Annotated in this window: 13 protein-coding genes and 1 pseudogene; 4 read left to right on the top strand and 10 right to left on the bottom strand. The window is 43.5% G+C overall.

Translation table 11 applies throughout. The annotated features are described in order from the left end of the window. Nucleotides 1-8: 8 nt before the first annotated feature. From LGZ99_RS03185 to LGZ99_RS03140, 10 genes and pseudogenes are all read right to left on the bottom strand, one after another. Nucleotides 9-2,873 (bottom strand): RHS repeat protein, encoded by a 2,865-nt coding sequence (locus tag LGZ99_RS03185; RefSeq protein WP_262978840.1) that lies wholly within the window; start codon nucleotides 2,871-2,873, stop codon nucleotides 9-11. A gap of 61 nt (nucleotides 2,874-2,934) precedes the next feature. Further along, entirely contained in the window at nucleotides 2,935-7,401 is a 4,467-nt protein-coding gene (locus tag LGZ99_RS03180) for a SpvB/TcaC N-terminal domain-containing protein (protein WP_036840797.1), read from the bottom strand. A 24-nt stretch (nucleotides 7,402-7,425) separates the two neighbouring features. Next, entirely contained in the window at nucleotides 7,426-7,779 is a 354-nt protein-coding gene (locus tag LGZ99_RS03175) for a hypothetical protein (RefSeq protein WP_023046152.1), read from the bottom strand. Between the two features lie 586 nt (nucleotides 7,780-8,365). Next, nucleotides 8,366-8,953 (bottom strand): hypothetical protein, encoded by a 588-nt coding sequence (locus LGZ99_RS03170; RefSeq protein WP_231398252.1) that lies wholly within the window; start codon nucleotides 8,951-8,953, stop codon nucleotides 8,366-8,368. A 410-nt stretch (nucleotides 8,954-9,363) separates the two neighbouring features. Beyond that, complete coding sequence (locus tag LGZ99_RS03165) at nucleotides 9,364-9,513, bottom strand: hypothetical protein (protein ID WP_160171167.1); 150 nt, start codon at nucleotides 9,511-9,513, stop codon at nucleotides 9,364-9,366. A gap of 88 nt (nucleotides 9,514-9,601) precedes the next feature. Further along, entirely contained in the window at nucleotides 9,602-10,621 is a 1,020-nt protein-coding gene (locus LGZ99_RS03160; RefSeq protein ID WP_023044663.1) for a fucose-binding lectin II, read from the bottom strand. A 93-nt stretch (nucleotides 10,622-10,714) separates the two neighbouring features. After that, nucleotides 10,715-10,879, bottom strand: a pseudogene (locus tag LGZ99_RS03155) (fucose-binding lectin II); the annotation flags it as partial. A gap of 240 nt (nucleotides 10,880-11,119) precedes the next feature. Then, nucleotides 11,120-12,154: a fucose-binding lectin II gene (locus LGZ99_RS03150; protein ID WP_036840791.1), complete on the bottom strand. Its 1,035-nt coding sequence runs from the start codon at nucleotides 12,152-12,154 to the stop codon at nucleotides 11,120-11,122. A 366-nt stretch (nucleotides 12,155-12,520) separates the two neighbouring features. Next, nucleotides 12,521-12,715: a fucose-binding lectin II gene (locus LGZ99_RS03145; protein ID WP_036840790.1), complete on the bottom strand. Its 195-nt coding sequence runs from the start codon at nucleotides 12,713-12,715 to the stop codon at nucleotides 12,521-12,523. Further along, nucleotides 12,694-12,843, bottom strand: coding sequence for a hypothetical protein (locus LGZ99_RS03140; protein ID WP_160171166.1), 150 nt, complete (start codon nucleotides 12,841-12,843; stop codon nucleotides 12,694-12,696). The genes LGZ99_RS03145 and LGZ99_RS03140 overlap by 22 nt, the downstream gene beginning before the upstream one ends. A 134-nt stretch (nucleotides 12,844-12,977) precedes the next feature. On the opposite strand from LGZ99_RS03140, the gene LGZ99_RS03135 reads away from it, so the two are divergent. From LGZ99_RS03135 to LGZ99_RS03120, 4 genes are all read left to right on the top strand, one after another. After that, complete coding sequence (locus LGZ99_RS03135; RefSeq protein ID WP_023044666.1) at nucleotides 12,978-14,183, top strand: MFS transporter; 1,206 nt, start codon at nucleotides 12,978-12,980, stop codon at nucleotides 14,181-14,183. A 263-nt stretch (nucleotides 14,184-14,446) separates the two neighbouring features. Next, nucleotides 14,447-14,881, top strand: coding sequence for a hypothetical protein (locus LGZ99_RS03130; protein ID WP_036840789.1), 435 nt, complete (start codon nucleotides 14,447-14,449; stop codon nucleotides 14,879-14,881). A 265-nt stretch (nucleotides 14,882-15,146) separates the two neighbouring features. Then, nucleotides 15,147-15,593 carry an Xre family toxin-antitoxin system antitoxin gene (gene parS, locus LGZ99_RS03125; RefSeq protein WP_023044669.1) on the top strand — a complete coding sequence of 149 codons (447 nt, stop codon included), beginning with the start codon at nucleotides 15,147-15,149 and terminating at the stop codon, nucleotides 15,591-15,593. Further along, nucleotides 15,590-16,060, top strand: coding sequence for an RES family NAD+ phosphorylase (locus LGZ99_RS03120; RefSeq protein ID WP_021325334.1), 471 nt, complete (start codon nucleotides 15,590-15,592; stop codon nucleotides 16,058-16,060). Before parS ends, LGZ99_RS03120 begins: the two co-directional genes overlap by 4 nt. Nucleotides 16,061-16,286 lie beyond the last annotated feature (226 nt).

Genomic DNA, 16,286 nt, shown 5'->3' with positions numbered 1-16,286 from the left:
CTATTTCGTTATCGTCTGCCGCGCAGCAGTGGTCGGCTGGTGACCTGAGAAGGTTTATCCATTAACTTCCAATGCTCATTTTCCGAATAGACTCTTCCACTCTTAGGAACGATAGAGCCAACGAGTAAATCAACATGGTGAGGTTGCAGGCCAAGTTGGTTAAATGCTGCAACATCGACATTCATTGGTGCAGTCGGGAACTTTTTGTAGTCCTTTTCTAAAATGGCATCTTCTGCGATCGCTTTAAATACCGCAGCAGGTATCTCGAATGATTTTATAACAAACGGCAGTTTTTCTTTGGGATTTTCAGTTTTTTGTTCGTAAAACTGTAATGCCCGACGTGGGTTGCCGAAATTATAAAACGCAAGATTGCCGCTGGATTTACCCTTATTGGCAGCAATATAATTTTTAGAAAATTGATACCATCCTCCTCTCTTCTGTGCCTCGCCTGGCATGGTTTTATTCAGGTAGTCTTCTTTGCCGCCATGTTCGCTATTCCTGTTAGGAATCGCTATTTTCACGCCTCCGGTACCGGTAATCCCGGTATAAAGAAACCTCTCTGATTGTTGCGCCACTTCCACACGATAAACAGTGACGTTTTCAGCTGTTATGCCATGCAGGTTAATTTCTTCAGCCGCTGCCACTTTAGGTTCTGCAAAAGGCAGCTCATTAAAGAGACCCGATGTTTCCCGTTCCTTGGTCGGCCCACGATAAGCTTCATGCCATAAACTATTCGTGCCTGATATTTTTGGCGCAAGTTCATCGCGTGTACCCAAACTATGCTCGCTAAAAGGTAATTGCTTAAATGCTTCCCGGGTATGCCACTGTTCCGGTGCTAATCCATCTGGATCATGTAATGTCACCGGATTATTCCGAACCATCCTGTAAAGGTTCACCCCATCCGCTGTTTCGGCAGGGTCCGCACTTAACCATCTCCCTACCCACGGCTGATAATATCGATAACCATAGTAATACAGCCCTGTAGCATCTCGTTCTTTGCCTGAGTAGCGAATAAATTTGTAACTGGCTTCAGTTTGGTTTCTCACGGCCCACAAAGCCGTACCACCGAATGGATAGTACTCTTCGTGGCTGATAATTCTCCCCTCGTGATCCAGCTCAAGCTGGCTGGAGCCGGTAAGGTTATCGTAGCTGTAACGTACTTGATTGTTTTTGATATCTGCTGGTGGTTTGGTTTCCCAGTGCAATATCCGTACTTGCGCGCGACCAGCTTCACCCACGGTAATGACTTGTAAGTCCTGTTTTATGATGGCGCTGTCTTGGGTTGTTCGCAGCTCCAATCCTGGCAGATAAATGACTCGCTGTTGGTAGGTGGGGGACAGGGTTTGCTGTTCACTCACTTTCAGTAATCGTATCCCATCGCTGCCATAGCGATACCATTCTCTATCACTATTGATGTTGTTTCCCTGAGTTGTTTGTGTCACTTGTTGCAACTGACCGCGAGTGTCCCAGCTCAGGTCGTGCCCCTGTACTAATGTATTCTGGTGGCCGCCGGCGTCAAACAAATCATCCACAAGCATTGGATTATCGGTCAATGTGCTCCACACTGCGCGGTTACTGCGGTTTGAAACCGTTATCTGTGTGGTATAGCTGCCTTGGATGGCGGGTGAACTGTGTTGGATTCGCGTCAGATTGCCGCCACGGTCATAAGTATAGGTACGGATATATTTGGTGTAAGTATTGCTGTCAGAAAGCAGAACAGGAGAGGGTAGCAAGTTATTGTACTGGCCGATATTCGCCATTTCCCGGCCAGTTGCTTCGATTAACTGGTATAGCGAATCGTAGCTATAGGTATTTTTCGGTACCACTTTCTGATTGCGCCAGAAGCGGGTGGCTTCTGCGCTATTACGAATATTAACGACGTTACCTACCGGATCATATTCATAGCGTAAATCTTGTAACACTTTATTGTCTGAGGTGCGGAGGGTGGTGATGCTAATCAGACGTTGTGTTTCCGGTTCATAAGTGTATTCGGTCACCACACCGTTACCATGTATTTCTTGCAGTTTCTGCCCAGCGGCTGAATAACTCAGGGATTTGACGATAATCTGTTCACTCTGGCCTTTTACTGTCAGCTTACTGCTGTTCAATTGTCCGGCAATATTGTAGGTCAGACGCTGTATATTGCCTTTCGTATCTGTCTGCATCAGTAACGCGCCAGTAGCGTCAAAGGCGCTTTGTGTGGTGTAGGCCTCGCTGTTCAGGCGGCTCTGGTTGGTGGCTTGGTTATCATCTTTCCAGTCTGCCTGATGACTATCGGACAGCAATTGACGGGATTGTGATAAGACGGTCCCGGTTAGTGACCGGCTTTCTAACTGGGTTAGCCCCGCAGTGTCATAGTGATTCACACACTGGCCGACAAGGTTGTGGTCTTTTGCCTCCTGTGTATTCCGGGACCAGATAAGGCGTTCAGTCACGCGTGCCGTTGCTTCTCCAGATACTTGTTCAGTGACTGACAACAGGCGGCCCGGCAAGGAAGCGGCTTCATATTGCCGGGTTTGTATAACTTTGGTTGAGGTTTTTGTCAGTACCGGGCGGCCTTCAATATCATTGAGGGTGACGGTGTGGCCTGCATCAACACTCTCTGTACTCAGGATATTGCCGGTCAGATTGTACTGCCAGGTAAAATTGGGCTTCACTGAACTATCAGTTTGCATGGCGTCATACAGGCGCGGATCAATACTTTGGGTCCGATATCCATAAGCATCGTACTGATGACGGGTGATACGGGGATCGGTGTCACCCCCTGCGGTGGTGCGGTGAAAACTGATTTCACGGACAGTCAGGCCACGGTTGTCCCGAACGCTGACGGTGGGAGTACCGGCAAAGGTTGCCGGATTAAAAAAGGATGTCATATTACTATTCCTCATGTTGATAGATACTGCCCCGCCATGTACTGCGGGGCAACGGGTAAAATTATGGGTTTCTTGACGCGGTGTCGTTTTCATCCTCACTGACGACAAACCACGGGGTGTACTGTTTTTCCCGCAGGTATTTCTTCGCGGTGATGACTTTGTATTCACGTCCCAATGGATCATAAAGATGAGTATCGGCAAACAGGTCATCGCGTGCGCTGTCGTCACTGACATAGCGCCAGTCATTCAGAAAATAGGGTTGATAAGTGCGCACCGGCTGACCTTTGTCATCGTATTCCGTGCGACCGGAAACAGCCCAGCGGGTATCTGTTGATGCACTGACCAGCGCCCTATTAGCATCCACTACCAGCCCGCCGTCCTCTTGCCGTTGCCAGGCATCACCGGATTCATGGCGAACTGAACTCTGGAGTAACCGGCCAAAACCGTCGCTGAAACTCACCGTTTGTTGTTGGTGCTGCTGTGGTTCGCTGTCGTAACGGTCAGTGGTGATCATCAGCCCATGTGGAGGCAAACGGGGACTATCCGCCAATAAGGAGGCTTCATGAACAGTCAGTTTTTGGCTGTCTGCCGCGCGTTTCCTGCCCAGTGCATACACCTTCCCATCCTCGGTGACTACCTGGGTGGTACGAAGTTGCTTCCACCGGGTTTCGGCCTCTTCTTGTGATCCGAACAGCTGAGACGGGGAGAGCGATGGCATCCAGCTGTCAACGGCATAAACTAGGCATTGAGCAACGGGAAGCGCACCAGTTAACGCCAGCGCTTTATCAACGGAATCTGGTGGCGTAAAGGGTTTCTCTGCTGGTGTTGAATAACCTGTGGCTTGTCCGGACTCTGTACCCCAGAACCGGCTGGTGGTCACGCGGCCCAGCGCATCCAGGGTCACAATGTGTTGATTATCATTAATATCTGTCAGTTGTACCGGCGTCAGGAAACGATAATCGTAACGGGCTTGCGTTGTTAATCCAGCGGCATCCTGAGTCTGTGACACCACACAATGATAGGTATCCCAGCTCAGGGTTGTTTTCCCTGTGAGTAATGAGTTACGTTGAGCCTGAGGCCGCCAGAACTTGGCAGCATCACCGTAATCGGTATATCCCTGACGTGTCACCCATACCTGACTTTCTGATCCGGTATTAAACAGCCGTGCAGTCTGTTGATAACCGGCTTGTATCAGTACGGTATTCAGCTCCTGCTCTTCCATGACGTCTTTGTAAGCCTGCAATGAAGCTTCGTCCAGCATGGCAGTTTCGCTAAATGCCACCAGTGCCTGAAGTGTCGGTTTTTCCAGCGGTGTTTCTGATTGACCTGCGGTATAAAATGTTCGTTGCTGTCCCAGATAAACAGCAGCTTTCTCATCTGCCAGCAAGCCATCTTCTTTCAGTAACACTTCAAGCGAAATCCCTTCTGCTGGAATTTTAGTCCGGTCATAGGTGTAAACATCACTGCGTTGCGCATCAGGTAAACCCAACCGCCAGTTTTCTCCGTCAGTCAGATGATGCCAGCGACTTTTTTGCCGAACCAGACGCAGCAACTGTTGCTGATCATCATAACTGCTGTCGAACAGCGTATCCGGCAGCGTCGGCGGGTAGGGGTTTTCAGCGGGTTTTACCCTGCGCGGCCAGGCAATATCAACGCTTTGCAGCGTCTGACCAAAAATATCTTGTTGCAGTTGAATGCGCTGGGTGAGCTGTGGATCACTGGTGATACGCTCATAGTGATAGCTGCGGTTTTCAATGGTGGTGACCCAGACGGCTAATTCAGTTTCTTTATTGACGGGAACAGACCGTGCCTGATAGCGCGACTCACTGACGGTATAAGGGATTGTTTGATTATTTGTTCCGTCCAGACCATAGACCTCATTGCGCAACAGCCGGCCCTTAAGTGCTCTGGTCAACCAATTACGCTGTGTGTCATTGGGAGTGAACACCTTGTCTGTTTGGCTGGCATTGTCCCAAATGGTATAGCGGGTTTCAAATCCGGTGTAAGCCTGAGTATCTCCTTGCCAGTACTCCGCTGCTAACTGGTTGTCTACTTTATCCATCCCGGTGGCAAACCAACTGATGCTCAGTGACGGTGCGGCCTGTTCCGGTGCGGTGCCGTGAGAAAACGTCGTGATATCTGTCTGTCTGACACAACCAAACCCTCTGAACTCCCGCTCTTTACCATCCCAAACGCCGTGACTGTAGCTGACTTCACTGGTGAGCCGGTTACCGCTGATTTCATCCTGAATTTCGGTATGCCATAGCAGATGCATTGGAAACGGCAGGTAACAAGCCGGTGATTTGCCCGCTTTCGTGAGCTGTAACTTCTCATCTAGCCAGAATTGGGCAGAACTGCGGTAATAAAGGGTGTGATGTGCGCCCCGGTTATTGTTCATCACATTTAACAACCAGGGTTTGGTCAGTGACAGGTCACAACGCCAGTGATGCGGCGCCATATGAGGCACGGTCAAAATCAGGCTGGCTACTCCCAGCCCCTGGACATCAGCAACCTGTAGCTGACAGGTGTTATCGAACTGCACCCCTTCAGGCAAAGCTAATGTTAGTGGGGCATCAAACTGATTACCGCTTTGGTTGAGATAAAGCAGCAGGGAATGGGATTGAGCATAGATAAGGTCGGTGGTGCCGGAGCCATCAATATCGGCCAGAAACAACTGTTCAGGATTAAAGTTGCTTTCGGGCTGGCTGAATCCTGGCAGGGTCAGTGGCTGACCGAAACGGCCATGTCCCAGATTGGGCCAGCAGGTGACGCTGTTAGCACGGATTTCCACCAGATGTTGCTGGCCGGAACCGAGCATGTCACTAAAGGCCACCAGTTTACGGGCGTCGGTTCCGGTGACTGGCAGGGTGATTCCTGCGGATTGGGGGACATCCTGACCTTTACGCCAGCCATCGCGCTGGTTCGCATACAGACGTACACTTTTCGGCCCGATTAACACCAAATCGGATAATCCCGCTCCGATAAGATCGGCGAACTGGGCGCTTGGATGGAAATATTCCACCGGCAAGGCATTGATTGGCGTAAAGTGTGTCCATTTACCGTCGGGCTGCTGGCTGTGATATCCCCGGACACCGGAGGCGGTGACCACCCAATCCAGTTGGCCATCCCCGTTGATGTCCATCAATGAGGCATTCTCCTGCAAATTAGGCAGGGTGGGCAGCGGCGCTATTTTGCTGTACACCACGGCGTTACTGTCTTCGCCTTCCTGACGTTGTGGCGCTTTATACCACCAGGCGCCACGTTCCTGATATAACATGCCCGGCAACCCTTCTCCCCGCAGGTCAACCAGTTGATAACGTTGCTGGGGATTAAAGTTATCCAATGCATCGAACCGCTGCCAGGCAGGGATTTTTTCATGGTCGAATCGTTGCCAGGCTAACTCCAGAGGGGGCAGGGTGATCGGGCTGCCGTCGGGTTCGTGACTTAATTGACGGGCAGCAGTCAATGTGGTGATGCCGGCATTTTTGTCGTAGTCCAGTATCAGGCGCCCGACCAGTTCCGGTGTGTTATTGGCGCCGACGTCTCCGGCCAGTAACGCGGTGCGGTGAAACATCAGCACTTGCTGACACAGGCGGCGGGTACGCACTTCAAAACCGTATTCATAACGGGAGAAAGTATCCGGGCGTACAGACCATTGCGCTGTACCCGCATCCCATGGTGGTACGGTATACAGTGAGGTATCCCGTTCACCGTGGTCAAAGACCAGATGAAATAACCACTCTTCTGGGGCAGGTGGTGTGTTATCCAATATAAACAGGTTGGTTTGCGGTTTGACATTCCCGTAATTTACCTGCACCAGATAGCGTTGTGCCGTGGTATTCGTGTGACGTGTTTTTTCGTTATTGTTGCAATTAGCTTCATCTTCGGCCCGGTACTGGTAGCTGACATGCTCACCGGTCGGCGTCACTGTTTCTTCCAATAACCACTGGGCGATTTGCTGGTCATTTTGCGGATTAGCCAGGCAAGCCTGTGCTGTTTTTCCCAGAATGTGTAATTGTCCATCCGGCGACGATATCAGCCAGAATGCGCGCCCTTCCTGACCAGAGGCCGGTTGCCAGTATTCGATTTTACTAAAATCCTGTATCTGACGGGGCTGATAGCGGGTCACGGTATAGGAAACCGGCAGGGTAATGCCTTGCAGCGCCTTAACGTCCTGTCGAATATCGGGTTGTCCCTGATCATTCAGGGCGATATTCATCACCTCGCCGCTCGGGGATAAAAATGTGTCGTTATTATCGTACTGTGGAATGCCGTGTTGAGTACGTCGGCTAATAGTTGTGACACCGCATTGCCAGCCAATACCAAAAGGCCCGTTACCTGCACTGCTGCTATAAGTCAGCGATAACCCAGGAGCAGTACCCCGCCCAGCAGAGAGAGGTAACGGCAGGGAGAGAGTTGCCATTCCATCAGGACCGGCGGCGTTAAGAGCTTCTCCCATACCACTGATAGCGCCGCCGCCTTTGGGGAGTGACAGCGTTGTAACCGATACTTCTGATGAATCCTGCATAAAATACTCCTTATGACAGACCCCTTACAGGGACCGGTGATAGACATTAAACATCTCTGTGGTGGCGTAACGACCCGGTGAAGACAGGGATTGAATAGAGGCTGCATCGGTATATTGACTGGTGCGCTTCATTAAATCGCTGAAATCACCATCACCACCAATATTATCGACCAAAGCATCTTTAAGTACAGGCACGCCTGATTGCACGTTAAGTTTAGTCAGTCCTTTAATGACGGGTTCCTGTTTGGCGGGCAGAGTAGGAACAGACTGAATGAAAGCGGCGCGGTTGATTGACGCAATATCAAAGACGTTTTGGTAGCCAGCATTAACAAGATGTTGTTCGGGTGTACCTGATAAAAATGATGTTTTATTTTGCATAACAGTCACCATGACATGGCTTAGAATTAGGACGTCTCGGAAGGTTAGTTGCGAAGATCAAACTAGCTTTCTTTGTGTGACAATTCATAAGTATTCCTTTTTATTTTTACTTATTTATTGCTAATTCATTTAATGTAGTACATGGATGGCTAAAATAGCCTGTACGAGAAATTCTATCCAGTACGCTTATGTCAAAAGGTGTTATAAAAGTTAATTTATGATAATGGACTAATCCATGATTTATCTTAGGTATTAGATTTACTTCACTGTTTGGTAAGTGTTTCTAATTGATAGAGGGATGACTTTATAGTGTGGGAGCTTATTATGTTAAGCTCATTTTTTATTAATCTAGGAATAAAAAATTAATCTAATGATGGCAGTGGAGAAACCACGTAATAGTTTGAGCCTGAAAATAATCAGGCTTGTATTTATCCGGGCGTTTTTGATCTTCTGCCAGCCAATTTATTGATAATTTTCAGACGATTCGTGAATAAATATCCTCTCTGTCTATTTGCTGGCTGAAACGCCCAAAAGCCGGTTTTATTCGCTTTTACCCGCTTCATTTGAGTGACAACAATGCTTGTTGTTATCGCATCTTGCGCCACAATGGCATGATATTGGTTAATACATCAGGGGGAGGGCAAGGATCATTCACCTTTGTCATTTTCCACAAACCGGTATGGCTTTTACGGGCAGCATTATTGGACATAAATACTTGATATAACGAACCTGTGTCTCCGGCATGATTATGGGTATCAAGAAAACCTTTATTTCCCCATCGATTATAGAGAGAGAGGCTATCGCCTTCTCTGATGTTTCCATTTGGCAGCGTAGTTTCACAATAAATAACCCATTCCAAGCTTGCTCTTTTACGGATATCTGAGGTGTAGACTTGGTGTACCTCCGTTGATTGCTCATATTGATCCACCACATTATAGTAGCGTAAGTAACCGCCATCACAGTAATACAGGTTGTGAAGTAAGATAATATCATTATTCATTATTTCACTACCGGCAGATTTTTCTGTTGCTGACTCAATTCTCCATGCCCCGCCATAAATAGCTAAAGATGCATCTACTGTTACAACGGCATATTTGGTACCGGGTTTATTACCGTTGCCAAATACACTGAGATATCCACCGCTCCAGTTCTTATAGCTGTTTAATATTGTCACGGTATCTCCATATTTAAGAACATTCTCCATCGTTTCCTCGGCAAGTATGTTATTTTTCTCTGAATAATTGATACCACCCTGAAATTACTTTCCATTCGATAATGCTATTTATTGCATATATTCCTGGCGTCATTTCAGGATTTGGTTATCGTAACAAGTGGGTTATCTCACCTTTTCTGTGATCCCTTGCGGGCCTGAAATAGGGTCGAATTCCTGCATCACTGAATATTCATAGCAATGGGAGATAGAGAAAGAAAAGATAAAAAAGTTAATTTTTATCAAATAAAGGGCTATTTGGTGGGTTGCCGGTTATTTTCCGGTTATTACATTACCTAAAAGTTGAAAGATTATTTTTTCTGTTTATCACAGTGCGCTATAGCCGTAAAGGAAGTCTCTTTTGGCTGATATATCTATCGTGGAGCACAACAAAAAGCGACATAATGCCGCTTCAATTGATGGATAAATTTCATCTCTACTGGCATTGCTGGATTTGCCAGGACGATATACCCTTCATCTTTCAAGTTGCTGCTTTGTTGGCTGCGTTCACTTACCCCAGTCACATCGTTATCTATGCTCCTGGGGATGCGTTCTCTTGCCGCTGCGCTGCAACTTGAAATCTATTGGGCATATATTTTTATTTTTGGTGATTCACGCCTGCGGCCAGATCAACACCACTACGCTGTCGTTATATTTATTGGCGGTACCATTTTCAGCACCGATAATGGTTGTTCCTGGTTTTGCATCAAGGGGATTATTGGCATAACGTAACTTGCATGGTTTGCCATCTCCTGCAATTTCGATGCAGACTTTGCCTGTGCCTGACGAATAGGTCTTGAAGCCCAATACGCTATTTACTCCTTTACCGGTTAATGTATCTGCCAACTGGTCGTCGATATACACTTTTATCGTTTGCTGATGGATATCGGTATTAACGTAGGCAGACAGGCCAAATTTTATATTGTGAGGTAACTGGATGCAGTATTTACCGGTGTTGTTGGTGCCGCATGTTCCGCCACAGTTTCCACTGCTGTTACTGCCTAATAGATCGGTATCAACCGATACCGCAGCTTGAATCTTGTTGAAAGCCACTCCATGCCAATAAGTTTTAATGGCGGTAGGTCCACCATCAATAGCATTCGATTTCGTGTTATATCGGATATAGCGATTACCTTTGAAAAGATAAATTATAGAGCCTGCAATATTCTTCCATAAAATAACCGCATCCAGATTTTCACTGAATCCTGAGTATTTCCCTGTTGTTCCCCATCGATCTGAGATAATTTTTTTATTGGCTGTATGTGAACTCATTGTATAATCGATGCAATCTTTGCCTTTAAAAAAACAAACGGTATTTGTTGACAATTCTGTGGCGGCATCTATGCCGTTTTCAAATCCAGTGCCTTTCAATCCAGGCCATCCATCCACAATGGGTTTTGGTCCATCGATTATCTGCGCTTTTGCAATGTCGAATTTAAGATATTGCGATCCTTTGAAGAAATATAATAAGCCGGTTAAGTTAATCACATCGTCAATATCTTTTTGGAACTCGATGGGCAGGTTGGGCCAGTCATTACTGATAGGCTGAGGAGTGTCTCCTTTGTTTATTTGAGGATCATCATAATATTTAATGTTTTCTGTATTAAGAAAGAAGTAGGTACTGGTATTCATTAGTGTGTATCCTTAATAATAGTTGAGTTAAACATTATTTTGGTGATTTGTTAACTTTTCTGCTTTCAGATATAACAGCAATACATTTTTGTCTTATGATAATGGCCAATTCAACACTACCACACTATCGTCGTAATTGTTATGGGTTCCATTGCTGGCGCCGATAATGGTGGTTCCCGGTTTTTCGTCGAGTGGGTTATAGGCATAACGGAGTTTGCATGGTTTGCCATCTCCGGTAATCTCGATGCAGATTTTTCCTGTACCGGATGTTCCGCTACAGCTTCACCTTTGGAAACCTATCGGAAGATTAGCCTAATCGTTATTTATAGGTCGGGGATAGTCAGTGTCTGCCTCATATGACTTTTCATTATGTTTAATATTTTCTGCATTAGGGAAAAGGTAACACAATAGATCAACAAAAAAGCGGCATAATACCGCTTTAATTTATTGATGAAATTTATCATTGCCAATAATGACATTAATCAAAAAATCTTTAATTCACAACAACGGCCAGTTCAATACAACTATACTGTCATTATAGTTATTTTTGTTGTCATTTTCGGCGCCGATGATAACGGATCCAGGCTTTCCATCAAGGGTATTATCGAAATAACGGAGTTTGCATGGTTTGCTATCCCCGACAATTTCGATACAGACTTTACCTGTACCTGATGTATAGGTTTTAACGCCAATGACATTATCTGTTCCTCTTCCGGTCAATGTATCTATCAGAAGGTTGTCAATATACACTTTTATAGTTTGCTGATGAGTGCTTGTATTGGCATAGGCTGTCAGGCCAAATCTGATGCTGTGAGGTAATTCAAAACAGTGTTTACCTGTGTCATTGGTACCACATACTCCACAATTTCCACTATTATTGTCCCGCTTGCTGCCTAACAAATCTGCGTCAACTGATACTGCGGCTTGGATTTTGTTGAAGGTTACTCCAGGCCAACCAGATTGGATGGGTGTAGGTCCAATATCAATGGCACCTTTTTTCGTATTATATCGGATGTAATTATTGTTTTTGAAAAAATAAATAATAAAGCCGGCAATATTTCTCCATAAAATAATGGAATCCAGATTATTACTGTATCCTGCATATTTTCCAGTTGTTTTCCATCCGGCTGATATAGTATTTATATTAATCGTGTGTGAACTGATGGTATATCTGAGATAATGGCTTCCTTTAAAAAAATAAACAATATCTTGTTTTGTATCCACCCATTCTGTGGCTGCATCTATCCCATTTTCAAACTCGGTTCCTTTTAATCCAGGCCATCCGTCTACAATGGGTTTTGGTCCTTCACTCACCTGAGCTTTCGCTATATCGAATTTAAGATATTGTGAACCTTTAAAAAAATACAAATAACCGTTTAAATTAATTACATCGTCAATATGCCTTTGAAACTCGTCAGGAAGGTTGGGCCAATCTTTACTGATAGGCTGTGGAGTGGTTCCTTTGTTTATTTGTGGATCATCATAATATTTAATATTTTCTGCGTTGAGAAAGAGGTAGGTATTTGTATTCATTATTATATATCCTTTGAGATAATTAGACTTTAAAGTATTATTCAAATCTGCTGTTTTTTATTTCACCATGTTTGTTATATATCTGGTGTTACAGGATGATTTGCGTTTCTGATATTAATTCTATTGATGGGCTATAGGCAACATTATATATTGGTAAGTTATTGATTGGTTTGGTTTGGTTGGTTTTTTGCGAAAACATAAATATATGCTAAGTGACGGGGTTTATATTTCTTGAATAAGTCTTGAAATGCTATTATATATTTTTATTGGCGTTTTATTAGGTGTTTTTTATTTTTGAGATGATGTTGATATACATATTAATGATGTTCGCGATACAACAAAAAAGCGGCATAATACTGCTTTAATTTATTGATGAAATTTATCATTGCCAATAATGACTGCTCCTGGTTTTCCTTCAAGTGTGTTATAGGAATAATGGAGTTTGCATGGTTTGCCATTTCCTTCAATTTCAATACAGATTTTGTCTGTACCTGATGTATAGGATTTGGTGGTCGTTTCTTTGCCGGTTAATCTGCCTATCAGAAGAACATCAATATACAATTCAATATTTTTACTGTATCGCCATATTTCAATACATTATCCATACCTTCTCCAGAAAGTTTGTCACTTGTTTCTAACAATGAATAGCCCTCTGAAGCTATCGCTGCTTGATTATTTTGCTTTGTCATTATCAGCTTCATCTCAAACCTGGCTTTGCCAGGAGTTCACTATGATGATACACAGCGCTTTTTTTTAATCTGTGTGTGAGGTAAATTGCTCATTACATAGATGAAATTTACGTCAATTGGAATTGGAATTTATAATGTCAAAGTTAATTGAAGGTAACCAGATAGTTATTATTGCGATGGTCGTTGCATTAGTTCAGTTTATTAATGCGCTGGAGTACATGATGGTGACTCCGCTTTTTGTGTATATGTGTGATGATTTTCACATGCCTGTGACTATGGCGGGAGTGATTGCCGGTACTTATGTTCTTGCCTCGGTTTTTTCTGGTCTGGCGTCCTTTTTCTTTCTCGATCGCTTTAATAAAAGAAAAGTTCTCATTTTAAACACCTTACTTCTCGGTTTGATTACTTTCCTGACAATCTTTTCCACCGAGCCATACCAACTTATTCTGCTGCGTATGATTGCCGGTCTGTTTGGTGGCGTTACATTGGGGGTCGGGATTGGGATCTTACTGAATAATTCTCCGGAAAATATGCGGGGAAGGGTACTAGGGATTGCGTTTTCGTCTTTTTCATTCGTGAGTATTTTAGGTATGCCGCTGTGTTTATATTTGGCGACGAGTTTTACCTGGAAAATTCCTTTTTTATTGATCGTTATTTTATGCATCGTGAGTTTGCCTTTGATCCTCTGCTTTATTCCAGGAACTGAGAAGGTAAAAAATAGCCAGAATAAAATTGTGCTGACCAAAAAAATAGCATTGGCTGGGTTAGCAAGTGGTGTCAGTAACTTTAGTCCCTTCATGTTGATTCCGATACTTGTTCCGTTATTAACCGATGTGTTTTATGTTCCGGAAACACGGGTTTCACTGGTGTTTTTTATTGGCGGTCTGGCTTCCTGGTTGGGGACTTATTTAACTGGAAAGTTGTGTGATAAATATCCTCCGCAGAAAATTACCATTGCGGCGGCGGCTTTATTTATTGTTAATATTCTTCTGGGATTAATGGGGAAAATGAATGGATATGTATTCTTTGCCCTTTTTATGTTTGCGACTTATGTGCAGGTTATGGCGGCCAACGTACTGGCTTCTTATGCTTCGACGCCTGAAAATCGTGCAGGTTTTGGTGCCCTTCAGATGGCGTTATCCAATCTGGGCGCTGGTGTCGTGTTTTTCTTCTCCTCCATCTTTTTAAGTGGTAAAGCAATTACTGCTGAAAGCGTACAGCCTATTTTCATATTGTCTATGGTTTGTGCTCTAATATTACCGATATATGTAAGAAAATTAGCTCGAGTATTGAAAAGAGATGCTAAGAGTCTAATGAATAATTCTTACAGTAACAGTTAAAGGAAAACAACGATAGATATGTGATCTAGCCTTAATGGTAAAATAGCAGTTTTGAGCTATATTTAAGTTTAAGGCTAATCATTGATATAAGATCATTGGCGTTATTAATAAAAATGGAATGTTGTTGAAAGTATAATGTCACTGGAGGGAATTATTATTATAGAATAATTTTGGCTAATGCTGGGTGAGAGTGTGCGAAAGGATGATGTTATTAGAAATCCTATCATTATTATTAAACTTATTAATTAACATAGGTGAATAAAATGGAAGAAAAATTAATTGACACTAAGAATAGACCAGCGGTTAATATCATTGCGGGAGTGACAAATATTAAAACCATTTATAATAAAACGCCTTGTGTATTTGTAATTGAGCATGGGTATATTGCCAGAAAAAAAATTACTGTGGATAAGATGTCTGAATGGCGTGGTGATTTATGGGCTCCCTGGATAGGTGATAAGTATGAACCCAATAAGGCAATTCATATTTATACTGGAAGAGAGTGTAAATCTGAAATTGATATTTGGATATTTCAGGATTATTGGAATCCACCGAATGAAAATGCTGTTAAATATTCTTTAAATAGAGCATTCAGTTATGATGATGCATTAGAGATCCCTGGTAATAACCGAGGTGGAGGTAATAAGATACTGACTTTAGAATTTAATGATAATAATATTGATTTGAAAATGATATAGCATCGCATTATAAGATATTAAATATATCGGATAAAGTGTTGTATCCATATACATTCATTGGAGTGGAAATATCTCTCCGCGTGTTGTTTAGTATTTTTGATTTTCCTGCTTATGATCCAGATTTATTGATTATCAAGCAGGTTCCTGCTCGAGTAAATGGTTAAATCATTAAAATAATCCTGCTGACTTGTAACAAATGTTGACTAAATATAGCCTTTTGACTATATTTTATGTAGTCAAAAGGCTATATTTTTACAGAGGCACTATGCGTATATATACACCATCATATAAACCGGTAAGCGATCAACTTTGGCGCATTGTTGGTTTTAATGCGAGCAGTGGACCGAATCTTGTCGCTCAACTTAGAAAAGGGTTGCCAACGTCTGTTATTGATGAAATTCATGTATGGTCTGGTTTTAAGAAATCTAGCATCCTCAAGATGGCGGGAATTAGTACCAGGAATGTGTCTCGCCGAAAATCTGGGCCACAGATACTATCCCCAGATCAAAGCGAACGCATTGCACGCTTGGTTCGTGTGACTGATGCCGCAGTTGCCTTGTTTGAGGGTGATAAAGATAAAGCAGTTAATTGGATGAGTAAGCCTGTCCGAGGTCTCGGCGGTGAAACACCAGAAAGTATGATTGATTCTGAAAGCGGTGCATTGGAAGTGTTGGATCTTATTGGCCGACTGGAGCATGGTGTTTTCTCATGATTGCGTATCGGATTATTAAGAAGAAATATAAGGCTTCAGCTTGGACAGGCTACGGGGCTCAGATGCACGGAGGCCGTTGGAATCCAAAGGGATTCCCTATGTTATATCTTGCTACATCTATTTCTCTTGCCATGTTGGAAACGCTTGTACATTTTGAAAGTGGTGCTTTACTCGAAGAGTACCTTCTCCTAAGTATTGAGATTGATGATGAAGAAATAATCATCTTGGACAGGGAGTGTTTACCATCAAATTGGAGCGAGAGAGTTATACCTGATGATACTCGGGCGTTGGGGAATAATTGGCTGAATTCCTGTGATTCTATAGGTCTTATTGTGCCTTCTGTTATCGTTCCGCAAGAGAATAACCTACTTGTTAATCCGCAGCATCCTGGTTTTCGACCTTTCTTAAATAGTGTGATTATTATTGACCATTTATTTGATCCTCGATTAAATAACATATCTAAGTAGTTTCTCCCCTATATTTTCTTATTTTTTATAACCAATATTGATATACCGGATATTGGTTTTTATCGCCTGTTTTTTAGATTAAATAGTTATATTTCTATGCATGTAAGTATTAATCAATAGTGAAGCATAACTATAACAGACTATTTGGTTAAAAAAATATGAAGGATTTATATAATTACATGATGGAATATGATGATATTATAAATCGTCGTAAATATAACGTTAA

This window comes from Photorhabdus temperata, assembly GCF_025384845.1.
GTDB classification, from domain to species: Bacteria; Pseudomonadota; Gammaproteobacteria; order Enterobacterales; family Enterobacteriaceae; genus Photorhabdus; species Photorhabdus temperata.
The sequence above is the reverse complement of the archived record's forward strand: the minus strand, read 5'-3'. Positions and strand labels throughout refer to the sequence as shown.